This is a genomic window from Streptomyces venezuelae (genome assembly GCF_008642315.1).
Classification (GTDB): domain Bacteria; phylum Actinomycetota; class Actinomycetes; order Streptomycetales; family Streptomycetaceae; genus Streptomyces; species Streptomyces venezuelae_D.
Window position 1 is genome coordinate 2,721,752 of sequence record NZ_CP029192.1, and the last position, 13,397, is coordinate 2,735,148.

13 protein-coding genes are annotated in these 13,397 nt (G+C 72.3%); 6 read left to right on the forward strand and 7 right to left on the reverse strand.

Translation table 11 applies throughout. The features are described 5' to 3' along the window. Nucleotides 1–95: 95 nt before the first annotated feature. Together DEJ48_RS11340 and DEJ48_RS11345 are read right to left on the reverse strand one after the other, a co-directional pair. Nucleotides 96–704 carry a TetR/AcrR family transcriptional regulator gene (locus DEJ48_RS11340; RefSeq protein ID WP_150216017.1) on the reverse strand — a complete coding sequence of 203 codons (609 nt, stop codon included), beginning with the start codon at nt 702–704 and terminating at the stop codon, nt 96–98. A 14-nt stretch (nt 705–718) separates the two neighbouring features. Continuing rightward, nucleotides 719–1,756 carry an agmatine/peptidylarginine deiminase gene (locus DEJ48_RS11345; RefSeq protein WP_150216018.1) on the reverse strand — a complete coding sequence of 346 codons (1,038 nt, stop codon included), beginning with the start codon at nt 1,754–1,756 and terminating at the stop codon, nt 719–721. A gap of 173 nt (nt 1,757–1,929) precedes the next feature. On the opposite strand from DEJ48_RS11345, the gene DEJ48_RS11350 reads away from it, so the two are divergent. Further along, nucleotides 1,930–3,345: a cytosine permease gene (locus DEJ48_RS11350; protein WP_150216019.1), complete on the forward strand. Its 1,416-nt coding sequence runs from the start codon at nt 1,930–1,932 to the stop codon at nt 3,343–3,345. Nucleotides 3,346–3,527: 182 nt separating this feature from the next. On the opposite strand, the gene DEJ48_RS11355 is transcribed toward DEJ48_RS11350, so the two are convergent. Both DEJ48_RS11355 and DEJ48_RS11360 read right to left on the reverse strand, forming a co-directional pair. Further along, nucleotides 3,528–4,622 (reverse strand): branched-chain amino acid aminotransferase, encoded by a 1,095-nt coding sequence (locus DEJ48_RS11355; RefSeq protein ID WP_150216020.1) that lies wholly within the window; start codon nt 4,620–4,622, stop codon nt 3,528–3,530. Between the two features lie 247 nt (nt 4,623–4,869). Then, nucleotides 4,870–5,919, reverse strand: a complete 1,050-nt coding sequence (locus tag DEJ48_RS11360) for a 3-isopropylmalate dehydrogenase (protein ID WP_150216021.1) — start codon at nt 5,917–5,919, stop codon at nt 4,870–4,872. 128 nt (nt 5,920–6,047) lie between these two features. On the opposite strand from DEJ48_RS11360, the gene DEJ48_RS11365 reads away from it, so the two are divergent. Beyond that, nucleotides 6,048–7,661, forward strand: a complete 1,614-nt coding sequence (locus tag DEJ48_RS11365; protein ID WP_150216022.1) for a purple acid phosphatase family protein — start codon at nt 6,048–6,050, stop codon at nt 7,659–7,661. Between the two features lie 22 nt (nt 7,662–7,683). Here the strand turns inward: DEJ48_RS11365 and DEJ48_RS40755 are convergent, their stop codons facing one another. Together DEJ48_RS40755 and DEJ48_RS11370 are read right to left on the reverse strand one after the other, a co-directional pair. Continuing rightward, nucleotides 7,684–7,812 (reverse strand): hypothetical protein, encoded by a 129-nt coding sequence (locus tag DEJ48_RS40755; protein WP_263398816.1) that lies wholly within the window; start codon nt 7,810–7,812, stop codon nt 7,684–7,686. Nucleotides 7,813–8,018: 206 nt separating this feature from the next. Next, nucleotides 8,019–8,939, reverse strand: coding sequence for a LysR family transcriptional regulator (locus DEJ48_RS11370; RefSeq protein ID WP_150216023.1), 921 nt, complete (start codon nt 8,937–8,939; stop codon nt 8,019–8,021). A gap of 99 nt (nt 8,940–9,038) precedes the next feature. On the opposite strand from DEJ48_RS11370, the gene DEJ48_RS11375 reads away from it, so the two are divergent. Then, a complete protein-coding gene (locus DEJ48_RS11375) occupies nt 9,039–10,055 on the forward strand; it encodes an NADP-dependent oxidoreductase (RefSeq protein ID WP_150216024.1) in 1,017 nt (338 codons plus the stop codon). A 13-nt stretch (nt 10,056–10,068) separates the two neighbouring features. Here DEJ48_RS11375 and DEJ48_RS11380 read toward each other — a convergent pair whose 3' ends face one another. After that, the gene (locus DEJ48_RS11380) at nt 10,069–10,596 is read right to left on the reverse strand and encodes a GNAT family N-acetyltransferase (protein WP_223831994.1); all 528 of its coding nucleotides are present in this window, start codon (nt 10,594–10,596) and stop codon (nt 10,069–10,071) included. Nucleotides 10,597–10,672: 76 nt separating this feature from the next. On the opposite strand from DEJ48_RS11380, the gene DEJ48_RS11385 reads away from it, so the two are divergent. From DEJ48_RS11385 to DEJ48_RS11395, 3 genes are read left to right on the forward strand one after another with little or no spacing between them, the layout of a single operon-like run. Next, a complete protein-coding gene (locus DEJ48_RS11385; protein ID WP_150216026.1) occupies nt 10,673–11,254 on the forward strand; it encodes a CDP-alcohol phosphatidyltransferase family protein in 582 nt (193 codons plus the stop codon). Further along, nucleotides 11,251–12,126 carry a phosphatidate cytidylyltransferase gene (locus DEJ48_RS40285; RefSeq protein WP_223831995.1) on the forward strand — a complete coding sequence of 292 codons (876 nt, stop codon included), beginning with the start codon at nt 11,251–11,253 and terminating at the stop codon, nt 12,124–12,126. The genes DEJ48_RS11385 and DEJ48_RS40285 overlap by 4 nt, the downstream gene beginning before the upstream one ends. A gap of 23 nt (nt 12,127–12,149) precedes the next feature. Then, complete coding sequence (locus tag DEJ48_RS11395) at nt 12,150–13,334, forward strand: lysophospholipid acyltransferase family protein (protein ID WP_223831996.1); 1,185 nt, start codon at nt 12,150–12,152, stop codon at nt 13,332–13,334. The last annotated feature ends 63 nt before the right edge of the window (nt 13,335–13,397 follow it).

Sequence of the window (13,397 nt, forward strand, 5' to 3'; positions counted from 1 at the left end):
TCCTTCGCTCGCCGTTGAGCGATACCCACCGGGATAGAAGCGCACGGGAAGGGCGGCGGGCAATCAGCCGGAGTACGTACAACCTTGACGGGGGACTAGGAGTCCAGGGCGAGCCCGGTGTCCAGGAACTCCCTTACGTGTACGAGCACTTGGTCCCGGCCCGTCCCCCGCAGCCCGATCGCCACATGGATGGAGAACCCGTCGAGCAGTGCCCGCAGCCGGGACGCGAAGCGGTCGGGGTCGACCGCACGGAACTCGCCGCGCGACACCCCCTCGGCGAGCAGCGCCACCAGGTCGCGGTGCCAGGCGCCCTCGATCGCGGCCTGCCGGTCGCGGCCCTCCTCGTCGGCGTTGAGGGAGCGGTTCCAGACCTCCAGCCAGAGCGTCCAGTGCGGATCGCCGACGGCGTCGGGGACGTACAGGTCGACGTACGCGTCGAGGCGGTCGCGCGCCGTGCCCTGCCGCGCGAGGAGCCGGCCGCGCTCGGCCCCGAGGCGGCCCTCGCTCCACTCCAGGGTGCGCAGGAGCAGTTCGTCCTTGGTGCGGAAGTAGTAGAGGAGATGGCCTGAGCTCATGCCGACCGCACGGCCGAGCGCGGCCATGGTCAGCTTCTCCAGGCCGCGCTCGGCGATCATCTCCATGGCGGCCGCCAACACGTCCTCACGCGGCGGGGCGTTCTTCCGCGCGCGGGCCTGACCGGCCATCCCGTACTCCTTGATCACACCTTCGGCTGCTGCTGGGTGATGCAGTGGATGCCACCGCCCCCCGCGAAGATCGTACGGGCGTCGACGAGCGTCACGGTCCGGTCGGGGAAGAGAGCGCGGAAGATGCCCGCCGCGATCTCGTCGTTCGGGTCGCCGAAGGCGCACAGGACGACGCCGCCGTTGCAGAGGTAGTGGTTGATGTACGAGTAGTCGACCCAGCCCTCGTCGTCCTTCAGGACGGTCGGCGCGGGCACCTCGACGATCCGCAGGGTGCGGCCGCGGGCGTCCGTCTGCCCGGTCAGGGCCGCCACGACCTCCTTGCTGACCTCGAAGTCGGGGTGGGCGGGGTCGCGCTGGGAGTGCACGACGACGACGCCGGGCGCGGCGAAGGCGGCGACGATGTCGACGTGGCCGAGGGTGCCGAAGCCGTGGCCCGGGTAGTCGGCGGTGAGGCCGCGCGGCAGCCAGATCGCCTTGGTGGTGCCGAGGTGGGCGTGGACCTCCGCCTCCACCTGCTCCTTCGTCCAGCCGGGGTTGCGCTCGGGGCCGAGCTGCACGGTCTCGGTGAGCAGCACGGTGCCCTCGCCGTCGACGTGCAGGCCGCCGCCCTCGTTGACCAGCTTCGAGGCGTACGTGCGCGCTCCGGCGAGGTCGGCGACGTACGCCCCGACCTTGGAGTCGTGGTCCCAGCGGGCCCACTCCTGGGCGCCCCAGCCGTTGAACGTCCAGTCGACGGCGGCGAGGCCGCCCTTGCCGTCGGTGAGGAACGTGGGCCCGATGTCCCGCATCCAGGCGTCGTCGAGCTCGCGCTCGGTCACCTCGATGTCCGGGCCGAGGAGCTCCGCCGCGTACGTGGACTGCGCGGGCCCGCACACGACGGTGACGGGCTCGAAGCGGCGTACGGCACGGGCGACGTTGGCCCACGCGAGACGTGACGCGTCGAGTCCCTCCGGGTCGTCGAACGTGGGGTTGGGGCACGGCCACGCCATCCAGGTGCGCTCGTGCGGGGCCCACTCGGCGGGCATGCGGAAGCCGTCGGCGGCAGCGGTCATGGCGTACACCTTCACCAGAGGGAGACAATGCTTTAGAGCATCACTCTAACTGCGAAATCCGCACACAGGAAGGATTGACGGCAAGGGGTCGGACGGGTCACATTGAGCGCTGCTCAAACGTGGAAGCGTGGGCAGCCAATCGGGACCAGCGAGCGTCAGTCAGGGGCACCCTCATGCCGATAGAACAGCGCGGAGTCGACACCATCCCGGACGGGGAGCGCACCAGCGGCCCCCGCGATCTCGTATCGATCCTCGTCGGCTCGAACCTCTGCCTCGGGGTGATCGTCTTCGGCTGGCTGCCGGTGTCGTTCGGCCTCGGCTGGTGGGAGTCGGTGAGCGCGGTCGTGGCCGGCACGGTGCTCGGCACGGCGCTGACCGCGCCGCTCGCCCTGGTCTCGCTGCGCACCGGCACGAACCTCTCCACGTCGTCCGGCGCCCAGTTCGGGGTGCGCGGACGCCTGGTCGGCTCGGTCGTCGGCCTGCTCCTGTCCCTCGGCTACACCGCGCTGACCATCTGGATCGGCGGCGACGTGATGGTCGGCACGCTGCACCGACTGCTCGGCCTGCCGGCCGGCGGACTCTCGTACTCCCTGGTCTACGCCCTGCTCGCGGCGGCCACCGTGACCGGCGCGGTCTACGGCTACCGCGTCCTGCTGCGCCTCTCCCGCGTCCTCGCCGTCGGCATGACGGCGCTGCTCGCCCTCGGCGTCATCGCCTACGCCCCCGACTTCACGACCGCCGCGCTGCCCGGCGCCGGGGGCTACGCGCTCGGCTCGTTCTGGCCCACATGGCTGCTCGCCCTGGTCGCCGCGGGGCTCTCCGGCCCGATCGCCTTCATCACCCTCCTCGGCGACTACACCCGCTACATCTCGCCGGCCCGGCACAGCTCCCGCGCGGTCCTGGGCGCGGCCTGGGCGGGCCTGCTCGCGGGGCTGCTGATCCCTCAGCTCTTCGGCACGTTCACGGCATACGCGGCGCGCGCGGCCCTCGACTACGCGGGCGGGCTCGTCGACGCGTCCCCCGGCTGGTACCTGGTCCCGCTCCTCCTCGCCGCGTCCGCGGGATCGGTGGGCAACGCGGGTCTGATGCTCTACTCCATGGGCCTCGACCTGGACGCGATCCTGCCCCGCGCGTCCCGTGCCCGCGCCACGTACACGGTCGCCGGTGTCGCCACGGCCTGCGTCTTCGTGGGCCACTACGCGTGGGAGGCGCAGGACGCGATGACGTCCTTCGTGCTGCTCCTCACGGCGATCGGCACGCCGTGGGCCGTGATCACCCTCATCGGCTTCGCGCGCTGCCGCGGGCAGTACGACGCGGACGCCCTCCAGGTCTTCAACCGGCGCGCCCGGGGCGGCGTCTACTGGTTCCGCTCCGGCTGGAACGCGCGGGCGACGGTGGCGTGGGCGCTCGGCGCGACGACCGGCGTCCTGGCGGTCGCCCTCCCCTCGTACGAGGGCCCACTGCTCCCCCTGACCGGGGGAGTCGACTGCAGCTTCCTGCTCTCGGGAGCGGTGGGCGCCGTGAGCTACCTGGCCCTGACGCCCCGCACCGCCCGAACCCCCACGACGGCGACCGACCCCGCGACCTGACCCCCTTTACCTGCGGCCCGGCGGGGGCTGATCGCGCAGTTCCCCGCGCCCCTGAAGCGGCCTCGCAACTCAGGTGACCCGGGCGGGGGACGACCCAGGGGCGCGGGGAACTGCGCGAGCAACCCCCCACGGGCCCGCAGGCGGAAGCGGGCGCGGCAGGTGGGGGGGACCGCCGAAGACGGTTACGCGCCGAGTCCGTGCATCCAGCCGTGCTGGTCCGCCGCCGTACCCCGCTGAATGTCCAGCAGCGCCTCACGCAGCTTCAGCGTGACCGCCCCCGGCTCGCCCCCGCTCTGCTGCCACTCCCCCGCGTTGCACTTGACCGTGCCGACGGGCGTGATGACCGCCGCCGTGCCGCAGGCGAAGACCTCGGTGAGGGTGCCGTTCTCGGAGTCGGTCTTCCACTGGTCGATGGAGACGCGCGCCTCCTCCGACTCGTAGCCGAGGTCACGGGCGACGGACAGGAGGGAGTCGCGGGTGACGCCCGCGAGCAGCGAGCCCGTCAGGGTGGGAGTGACGATCTTGTTGCCGTACACGAAGTACAGGTTCATGCCGCCCAGTTCCTCGACCCACTTGTGCTCGACGGCGTCGAGGTAGGCGACCTGGTCGCAGCCCTTCGCCGCCGCCTCCGCCTGCGCGAGCAGCGACGCGGCGTAGTTGCCGCCGGTCTTGGCGTCGCCCATGCCGCCGGGCACGGCCCGCACGCGGTCCTCTGAGAGCCAGATGGAGACGGGCTTCACGCCGCCGGGGAAGTACGCTCCGGCGGGCGAGGCGATGACGACGAAGAGGTACTCGTTGGCGGGCTTCACGCCCAGGCCGACCTCCGTCGCGATCATGAAGGGGCGCAGGTAGAGGGACTCCTCGCCGCCGTGCCCCGGAACCCAGTCGATGTCCTGCTTCACCAGCAGGTCGCACGCCTCGATGAACGTCTCGACGGGCAGCTCGGGCATGCCGAGGCGCCGCGCGGAGGACTGGAAGCGCCGGGCGTTGGCGTCCGGACGGAACGTGGCCACCGTGCCGTCGGGCTGCCGGTAGGCCTTCAGACCCTCGAAGATCTCCTGGGCGTAGTGCAGGACGTTCGTCGCCGGGTCCAGGGAGAGCGGGCCGTACGGCACGAGCTGACCGTCGTGCCAGCCGCGGCCCTCCGTCCACTTGATCGTCACCATGTGATCGGTGAAGTGGCGGCCGAACCCGGGGTTCGCCAGGATCGCCTCGCGCTCGGCGGTGGCCAGCGGCGTCGATGAGGGCTTGAGCTCGATGCTCGGCGTCGTCGTCATGAGTACTTCGTCCTTCACGTGTGATGGTGACGGACCGCGCTCACATCCGTACGCCCAGTACTAGGACGTCCGAGTTTCCCTGCTGCTTTCACGGCCCCTCGTTCGATTATCGCCCGTGGGGTCCCGAGGGAGAAACGGCATGATTGCGGCCCGGGGGTCGATGGTGACACCCGGGGGCCGCATACGAGAAGCCGCCGGGGTGTCCTGCGTGGCCCGGCGGCTTCTGCGTGATCTCTGCGCTACCGGGTCAGCGCGCCACCCGTACCGCGAGCGCGTCGCCGATCTGCTCGGTGGTACGGACCGTCTCGCCGCGCTCGGCGAGGTCGACGGAGACCGCCTCCTCGATGCGCGCGGCCTCGGCCTCGTACCCGAGGTGGCGGAGGAGGAGGCCGACGGAGAGGACCGTGGCGGACGGGTCCGCCTTGCCCTGGCCCGCGATGTCCGGGGCCGAGCCGTGCACCGGCTCGAACATGGACGGGAACTCGCGGCTCGGGTTGATGTTGCCGGAGGCGGCGACGCCGATGCCGCCGGAGACGGCCGCGGCGAGGTCGGTGATGATGTCGCCGAAGAGGTTGTCGGTGACGATCACGTCGAAGCGGCCGGGGTCGGTGACGAGGTAGATCGTCGCGGCGTCGACGTGGATGTAGTCGGTGGTGACCTCGGGGAACTCCTTGGCCACCTGGTTGAAGACGTTGGTCCAGAGGTGACCGGCGTACGCGAGGACGTTGTTCTTGTGGACCAGCGTCAGCTTCTTGCGCGGGCGGGCCTGCGCACGGGCGAAGGCGTCACGGACCACGCGCTCCACACCGAAGGCGGTGTTGACGGAGACCTCGGTTGCCACCTCGTGCGGCGTGCCGGTGCGGATCGAGCCGCCGTTGCCCGTGTACGGGCCTTCGGTGCCCTCGCGCACGACGATGAAGTCGATCTCGGGCTGACCCTTGAGGGGGGTCGAGACGCCCGGGAGCAGCTTCGAGGGCCGCAGGTTGACGTGGTGGTCGAAGAGGAAGCGGAGCTTCAGCAGGAAGCCGCGCTCCAGGACGCCGGACGGGACCGAGGGGTCGCCGATCGCGCCGAGCAGGATCGCGTCGTGCTGCTTGAGCTCTTCGACGTCGGCGTCGGTGAGGGTCTCACCGGTCGCGTGGTACCGCTTGGCACCGAAGTCGAATTCCCTCGTCTCGAGCTTCACATCCTGCGGAAGCACGGCGTTGAGGACCTTGAGCCCCTGGGCCACGACCTCTTGGCCGATGCCGTCTCCGGGGATGACTGCGAGATTGATGCTGCGAGAACTGGCCGACATGCAAGCACCGTACTCTTCGTCCCACGGGATGACATGACGTGTCCGGCATGCGGACAGCCGCATCATGGACGGTTTCTGTTCACCCGGATGTGGGGCGGGAGTTGGGCCCCGCTGGGAAGTTCCCTGCCATGCACACACCCGATGTCGGCATTCCGGAACGGCTCGCGGCCCGGCTGAGCATGCCCGAGCAGCACGCGTACCTGCGCGCGAGGTTCTCCCGCCGCAAGGTGCTCGCCAGTTCGTTCGCGACGGCGGGGGCGGTGGGCGGGGCGGGCCTGCTGGCCGGCTGCGCGGGCGGTTCCGGTACCGCGGGCGGTTCCGGCGGCACGAACGGCTCGGGTGCCGCCGTCATCGGCACCAGCGGCAATGCACCGGTACGCGTCGACGGCAAGTACGTGGCCCCCTTCGGCCGGCACCTCGCCTTCGGCGCCGACCCGAAGACGCAGATGCGGATCTCCTGGCAGGTGCCGCTCGCCGTCAAGTCCCCTTACGTACGCGTGGGAACGAAGCCCTGGGAGCTCGACCGGAAGATCGAGGCGGAGGTGCGCGACCTGCACACCCCGGCACTGTCGAAGAAGCTGCCCCCGGTCGAGCAGTACTACCTGCACGCGGCGCTCGACGGCCTGCGCCCCGGCACGACGTACTACTACGGCGTCGGCCACGACGGCTTCGACCCCGCTTCGCCCGAGCGGCTGGCGACGATCGGCTCGTTCAGGACCGCCCCCGCGCACCCGGAGAAGTTCGTCTTCACGGCCTTCGGCGACCAGGGCGTCAGCTATCACGCGCTCGCCAACGACCAGGTGATCCTGGGCCAGAACCCGTCGTTCCATCTGCACGCGGGCGACATCTGCTACGCGGACACGACCGGGCACGGCAAGGAGTCGGACACCTACGACGCGCGCGTGTGGGACACCTTCCTCGCCCAGACGGAGTCCGTCGCGAAGTCGGTGCCGTGGATGGTGACCACCGGCAACCACGACATGGAGGCGTGGTACTCCCCGAACGGGTACGGCGGGCAGCGCGCCCGCTGGTCGCTCCCCGAGAACGGCTTCGACCCCGAGGAGGCGCCGGGCGTCTACTCCTTCCGGTACGGGAACGTCGGCGTCGTCGCCCTGGACGCCAACGACGTCTCGTACGAGATCCCCGCCAACAAGGGCTACACGGACGGAAAGCAGACCGCCTGGCTCGACCGGCGCCTGCGCGCACTGCGCGCGGACGACACCGTCGACTTCATCGTCGTCTTCTTCCACCACTGCATGTACTCGACGTCGACGCACGCCTCCGACGGCGGGGTGCGCGACGCGTGGCTGGAACTGTTCGTGGAGCACCAGGTGGACCTGGTCGTCAACGGCCACAACCACGTCTACGAACGCACGGACGCCATCAAGGGCGGCGAGGTCGGCAAGCCCGTGCCGGTCGGCGCGTCGACCGATCCGACGCGCGACGGCATCGTGTATGTCACCGCGGGCGGCGCGGGCAAGGACCTGTACGGCTTCGGTCCCGGAGTGAAGGACAGCTACGAGGGCAACGTCCACGATCACGAGAGCATCGCGACCTTCCGCTGGACGAAGTCACGCCGCCCCGATCCGGAGACCGTGGGGTGGTCCCGGGTGCGCTACACCGGCTTCTCGTTCCTCGCGGTCGAGGTCACGGCCGGGGCGCGTCCCGGTCTCTCGGTCTCCGCGCTCGCCGAGAACGGCGAACGCGTCGACCACTTCGAGGTCGTACGCGGGTCTCGGTGACCCACGCCCTGCGGACCGCTGACTAGTGCCCCGTCTCGCCGCCGTTGTCCCGGCGGTCGAGGGCTCGCTGGAGGGCGGCGGCGGCGTTCCTGCGCTCGGCGTCGCTGGTGCGGGAGGTGTGACGGACTCGGCGGGCGGTCGTCTCGGCCATGGGGGATCCACTCCTTGAGGGAAGGGTGTGTTCATTCGAGACGCCGGGGCGGGGAGCGGCGGAGCGGCAGGGTTCGCCTGCGTGCGGCTCCGGCTCACGACCGCCATTCGCTTGATCGAGCGAGACGTTCGGCTTCTTCCAAGCTAAGGGAGGACGGAGCGTCTGTCTCCACGATTACTCGGACTTCCTACTATCTGAGACGGGCTTCACGCGCGTGCCGCTCTGAGCTCGCGGATCAGGGCGCGGACGGCTACCGAAAAGGCCAGCTCAGGTGTGGTGACGTAGCCCACGGATCGGGTCGGGCGCGCTGTTCCGAGATCGGTGATCTCGACGGTGTCCGGCGCTCCGGTGAGGGAGAGCGCGGGCATGATCGCCATGCCGTGACCGCTGCTCACCATCGAGAGCACCGCTCCGTCGTCCTCGGTCAGGACGGTCGCCGAGGGAATCCAGTCCTGCCGGCGCCACCACTCCCGCGTGTACGAGCCGCAGTTCTCGTGCCAGTCCACCAGCGGCAGCGAGCGCGGATCGGGGTGACCTGCCGGATGCACCAGCGCGTAGGGCTCTTCGAGGAGTACGTCGCCGATGAGCCCGGCCGGCACCGGCGAGGTGCCTCCGAGCGTCGCGATCCCCACGTCGGCGCGCCCCTCGGCGACCTCGCCCGCCGTACCCGCGCCCAGCTCGCGCACCACCCGCACCTCCGGCCTGATCCCGGGATGGCTCGCGGCGAGCCGCTCCAGGGCCGCCGGCAGCAGATGCAGCGCGGCACTGCGGAACGCCGCGATGCGCAGCGTCCCCTCCACCGCACTCGCCGTCGCACCTCCCCCGGCACCGCCGTCACCCCGCGCGGCCCCGCGCGCCTCCGCGACCAGCGTGTCGAGGAGCCGCAGCACACGCCGGGCGTGCGCGGCCGCGGCGGCCCCGGCCGGAGTGGGTGTCGCTCCCTTCCTGCCGCGCTCGAAGAGCACGGCACCGACCTTGCGTTCCGTGCCGCGGATGGAGTGCGAGACCGCGGACTGGGTCAGGCCGAGCGCCTGCGCGGCGGCCGAGAACCCGCGCTCCCGGTCGACCGCGACCAGGATGCGGAGCTCGTGCGGCGCGAGATCGGCGGGCGTGGTCGTCCGGGACACCGGGGTTCACCTGCTTCTATGAGGGCCCTTCATGGTCCGGGCCGTTCCATGAGCGCAACCCGCTCCCCGGCGGGCGCATTCCTGCCTACGGTCACGGACATGACCGACACCGCGCTCACCGTGCACCAGACGTCCCGCCCCCACGGCTTCCCCACCCCGGACCACTTCGCCTTCGTGGAGTCCCCGCTCCCCCGCCCCACCCCCGGCACCGCCCTGGTCGAAGGCCTCTACTGGTCCGTCGACCCGTACCACCGCGAAATGATGGACGGTGACTTCGCCCTCCACGCCCCGCTGGAGGGCCGCACCATCGGCCGCGTCGTCGAGTCCCGCGACCCCGCCCTCGCCGAGGGCGACCTCGTCGCCCACCGCCAGGGCTGGCGCACGCACGCCGTGGTCACCCCGGACGAGGTGCGCCGACTCCCCCGCTTCGACGGCGTGCCCCTCTCCGCACACCTGGGCATCCTCGGCGGCACGGGCCTCACCGCCTACGTCGGCCTCACCCGCATCGCCGAACTCCGCGAGGGCCAGGACCTGTTCGTCTCCGCGGCGGCGGGCGGGGTCGGCACCGCCACCGGACGTCTGGCCCGGCTCATGGGCGCGGGACGGATGGTGGGCAGCGCGGGCACGGCGGCGAAGGCGGCGTACCTCACCGAGCACGTCGGCTACGACGAGGTCTTCGACTACCACGCGGGCCCGGCCGCCGACCTCCTCGCGAAGGCGGCACCCGACGGCATCGACCTGTACGTCGACAACGTGGGCGGCGAGCACCTGGAGGCCGCCATCTCCTCGCTGCGCGACCGCGGCCGGATCGTCCGGGTCGGCACGATCGCCCAGTACAACGCGACGGGCGCGCCCTACGCGCTGCGCAACCTCCCCGACATCGTCGAGAAGAGCCTCCGCATGGAGGGCTTCCTCGTGCGCGACTACTACGAACTGCAGGAGGAGCTGTACGAGTTCGTGGTGCCGCATCTGCAGAGCGGACGGGTGGGCCTGGACGAGACGGTGGTGGAGGGGTTCGACGCGATCGTGACCGCGTTCCTGGGCATGCTGCGCGGCGAGAACCGCGGCAAGATGATCGTCCGCGCGGCGACCGCGACGGAACACAGGCCCCAGTAAAGGAGCACAGGCCCTAGTACACGTCCCCGTCACGCCAGTCGATGAGGAACTCGTGCGCCGGATCGAGGTCCGCACCCCAGAGCAGCGGGGGCTCCTCCTCGGGCATGTGGACGACGCCCGTCGGCCCGAGCGTGCCGACGGCGCCCTTCCACTCCTGCCAGCCGCGCGACAGGTAGAGCCGCGCGCCGTCGTCGGAGGCGGACAGCGCGCCGAGTTCGTACGCCGCGTCGATGACCTGTTCCAGGGCGCCCATGATCTGCCCGCCGAGACCTTGCCGCTGCCGGTCCGGCCGGACGGCGACCGCCTCTACATACCCGATCCGCAGGGAACGCCCGTCGTGCAGGATCCGCCGCTGCACCACGGCACCGTGGGCGAGCAGCGCGCCCGTCTCGTCGTGGACGAGTGCGTGGACGCCGCCGAGTCCGTGCTCCCAGTCGTGGTCGCTGAAGTCCCCGTCGAAGGCGATGTCCATCAGGGCGCGCGCGTCCCGGAGTTCGGCCGCCGTCAGATCACTGGTGTGGGCTCTGCGCAGGGTGTTCACGCCCCTACGGTACTCAGGCCGGATCTGAGTACGCACCCCGATTTGCCCGCGCCCGGGCAGCGGCAGAGTCGGTGCCATGAACGGCCTCTACGCTCTCAAGCCCTGGTACGCGGACAAGTTGTCCGGCGTGCGTGCGGCGCTCGTCCGCCGCGAGGTGTCGCCGGACACCCTCACGCTGGCGGGCGTGGCGTGCGCGGCGGGCGCCGCCGTCGCGCTCGTCGCCCTGCCCTTCGGGTACGCGGCACCGCCGGTGGCCCTGCTGCTCGCCGCGCGCCTGGCCTTCGCGAACCTGGACGGCGCGCTGGCCCGTGACACGGGCCGTACGACGCGCAGGGGCGCGCTCCTCAACGAACTGGGCGACCGCGCGGCCGACTTGGTCGTCCTGGCGGGTTTCCTGCCGCTGGCCCCGCTGTGGCTGGTGGCGACGGCGGCCCTCGCGGCGACGCTCCCGTCCTGGGTGTCCCTCGCGGGTGCGGCGGCGGGTGCGGACCGCCTCAACGGCGGCCCGGTCGGCAAGACGGAGCGCTGCGCGCTGGTCGTGGTGGCGGCGGCGTCCGGATGGACGGTGCCGGTCCTCGCGGTGGTCGCGGCGGGCTCGGCGCTGACGGCGGCCCTGCGCCTGGCCCGCCTGTGGCGCGAGCTGGACGGTGCGCGATGAGTGCGGCGCTCGTCGTGGGAGGAGTCGCGGGCGAAGCGGTGGGGCGGGCCGTGCCTGTGGTGGCCGGGGTGCTCGGGGCCGGTGGGGTCGCCGTCGCCGCGTTGCCCTCGCGGGTGCGGATGCGGGCCGAGCTGCGCAAGCGGTGGCGGACCTGGGCGCTCGCCGCGCCGCTGTTCCTCGGGGCGTTCTTCGTGGGGCGGGCGGGGGCGTTCGTGCTCGCGGCCGGGCTCGGGGTGGTCGCGGTCGGCGAGTACGCGCGGATGGCCGCGCTGCCCCGCGGTGAGCGGGCGGTGCTCGGGGCGGCCGCGGTGGCCGTGCCCGGCGCCGCGTGGGCCGCGCCGGACGCCCTCGACCTGCGGGCGGTCTGTGCGGTCCTGATCGCCGCCGCCGTGGTGGCGCTGTTCTCCGGGGACGCGGACGCGGGCTTCACTCGCGCGTGCCGCACGCTGTTCGGGCTCCTGTGGATCCCGCTCCCGCTGAGCGGTCTCGTCCTGCTCGGCGACACCGCGGTGGCCGTCGGCGTCGCCGTGGCCTTCGGCGACGTGGGCGCGTGGTGCGGCGGCACCGCGCTCGGCCGCACCGGCCCGCTCGCCCGCGCGCTGTCCCCGCTCTCCCCCCACAAGACCTGGGCCGGCGTCGCGGGAGCCGCCGCGGCGACCGCCGCCGCGCTGGCCGCGGTCGGGGCGTTCACCCCCGTCCTCTGGGCCGCCGTCCTCGTCGGCTGCGTCCTCGGCGACCTCATGGAGTCGATGGTCAAGCGCGAGGCGGGCGTGAAGGACGCGGGCAGCTGGCTGCCCGGCTTCGGCGGGCTGCTCGACCGGATCGACTCGCTGCTGGTGGCGCTGTCGCTGACGATGGTGGTGACGCTGTGAGCACACCTTCTCGAACTCGCCCGGTGTCAGTGGCAGTTACCCCGCGCCAACTGACCCTCCCCGCACTCCTCCGCCGCGCCCTGTGGTGGACCCTGCTCACCCTCACGGGAGGCGTCGAGCGCCGCGGGCGCCTGCCGCGCGGCGGTTGCGTGGTCGTCGCCAACCACTCCTCGCACGCGGACACCGCCGCCCTCCTCGCCGCGCTGGACGCCCGCCACTCCCCCGCGATCGGCGCGGCCGCCGACTACTGGTTCGCCTCGCCGTGGCGGCGCCGGATCTGCAGCCGCCTCGCCGCGGGCTTCCCGGTGCGCCGCACGGGCGGCGGCATGGACGACCTCCTGGCCGAGGCCGACGGACTGCGCGCGGGCCGCGCCGTGGTCCTCTTCCCCGAGGGCACGCGTGGCCGGGACGGCGAGCTGGGGGCGTTCCACCGCGGTGCCCTCGTCCTCGCCGAGCACGCGGGCGTACCGGTCGTGCCCGTGGCCATCGCCGGCACCGACCGCCTGCTGCCCAAGCACGGCAGGCTCCGCCCCGCCCTGGTCCGTGTCGCCGTCGGCGCGCCGCTGCCCGCGTCGGCCACCCCGGCCGAGGCCCGCGACGCGGTGGCGGCGCTGCGTCGGCGTACGGCGGAAGAGCCGTTGGCGGACTCGGCGACGCGCAAGCGGGTCGCCGCGGTCGCGGGCTCCCGATGGGGACTGTTCGCGGGCTTCCTCTGGGCGGGCGCCGAGGCGCTGAGCTGGCCGCTGATGCCGGAGCTGTTCCTCGCGATCGCGTGCGTCGCGGTACCGCGCCGGGCCCTGAAGCTGTCGCTCGCGGCGCTCGCGGGCAGCCTGGCCGGCGGCCTCCTGGCGCTCCAACTCGGCGGGTCCGGCGTGCAGTTGCCCCAGCCCCTGACGACGGACCGGATGCGGGCCGAAGTGCGCCACGAACTCGCCGTCGAATCGGCGGCGGCCGTCCGCCACCAGCCCTGGAACGGCATCCCCTTCAAGGTGTACGCGCGCGAGGCGGGCCGCGCCGACATCGCCCCCTCCGACTGGCTGGCCCGCTCGGCCCTCTCGCGCGGCTCCCGCACCCTCACCGTGGGCCTCGCCTTCGGCGCCCTCGGCTTCCTCGCCCACCGCCTCCGCCGCCGCTACCCCCTCTACCTGGCCCTGCTCGGCACCGGTTTCACCACGGCCCTCACCCTGATCGTGACGGGCTGGAACTGATCGCCATCGGGCCGCACATTGGTCTGCACCATGGCGCGGACACCGTCCCCCGCAGCAGAATCG

Bases quoted from the DNA above. Each gene is read 5' to 3' on its own strand.
- DEJ48_RS11375 (WP_150216024.1), top strand. From the start codon at position 9,039: ATGACCGACACCGCGCTCACCGTGCACCAGACGTCCCGCCCCCACGGC.
- DEJ48_RS40285 (WP_223831995.1), top strand. From the start codon at position 11,251: ATGAGTGCGGCGCTCGTCGTGGGAGGAGTCGCGGGCGAAGCGGTGGGG.
- DEJ48_RS11340 (WP_150216017.1), bottom strand. From the start codon at position 704: ATGGCCGGTCAGGCCCGCGCGCGGAAGAACGCCCCGCCGCGTGAGGAC.
- DEJ48_RS11360 (WP_150216021.1), bottom strand. From the start codon at position 5,919: ATGTCGGCCAGTTCTCGCAGCATCAATCTCGCAGTCATCCCCGGAGAC.
- DEJ48_RS11385 (WP_150216026.1), top strand. From the start codon at position 10,673: ATGAACGGCCTCTACGCTCTCAAGCCCTGGTACGCGGACAAGTTGTCC.
- DEJ48_RS11345 (WP_150216018.1), bottom strand. From the start codon at position 1,756: ATGACCGCTGCCGCCGACGGCTTCCGCATGCCCGCCGAGTGGGCCCCG.
- DEJ48_RS11365 (WP_150216022.1), top strand. From the start codon at position 6,048: ATGCACACACCCGATGTCGGCATTCCGGAACGGCTCGCGGCCCGGCTG.
- DEJ48_RS11350 (WP_150216019.1), top strand. From the start codon at position 1,930: ATGCCGATAGAACAGCGCGGAGTCGACACCATCCCGGACGGGGAGCGC.
- DEJ48_RS11355 (WP_150216020.1), bottom strand. From the start codon at position 4,622: ATGACGACGACGCCGAGCATCGAGCTCAAGCCCTCATCGACGCCGCTG.
- DEJ48_RS40755 (WP_263398816.1), bottom strand. From the start codon at position 7,812: ATGGCCGAGACGACCGCCCGCCGAGTCCGTCACACCTCCCGCACCAGC.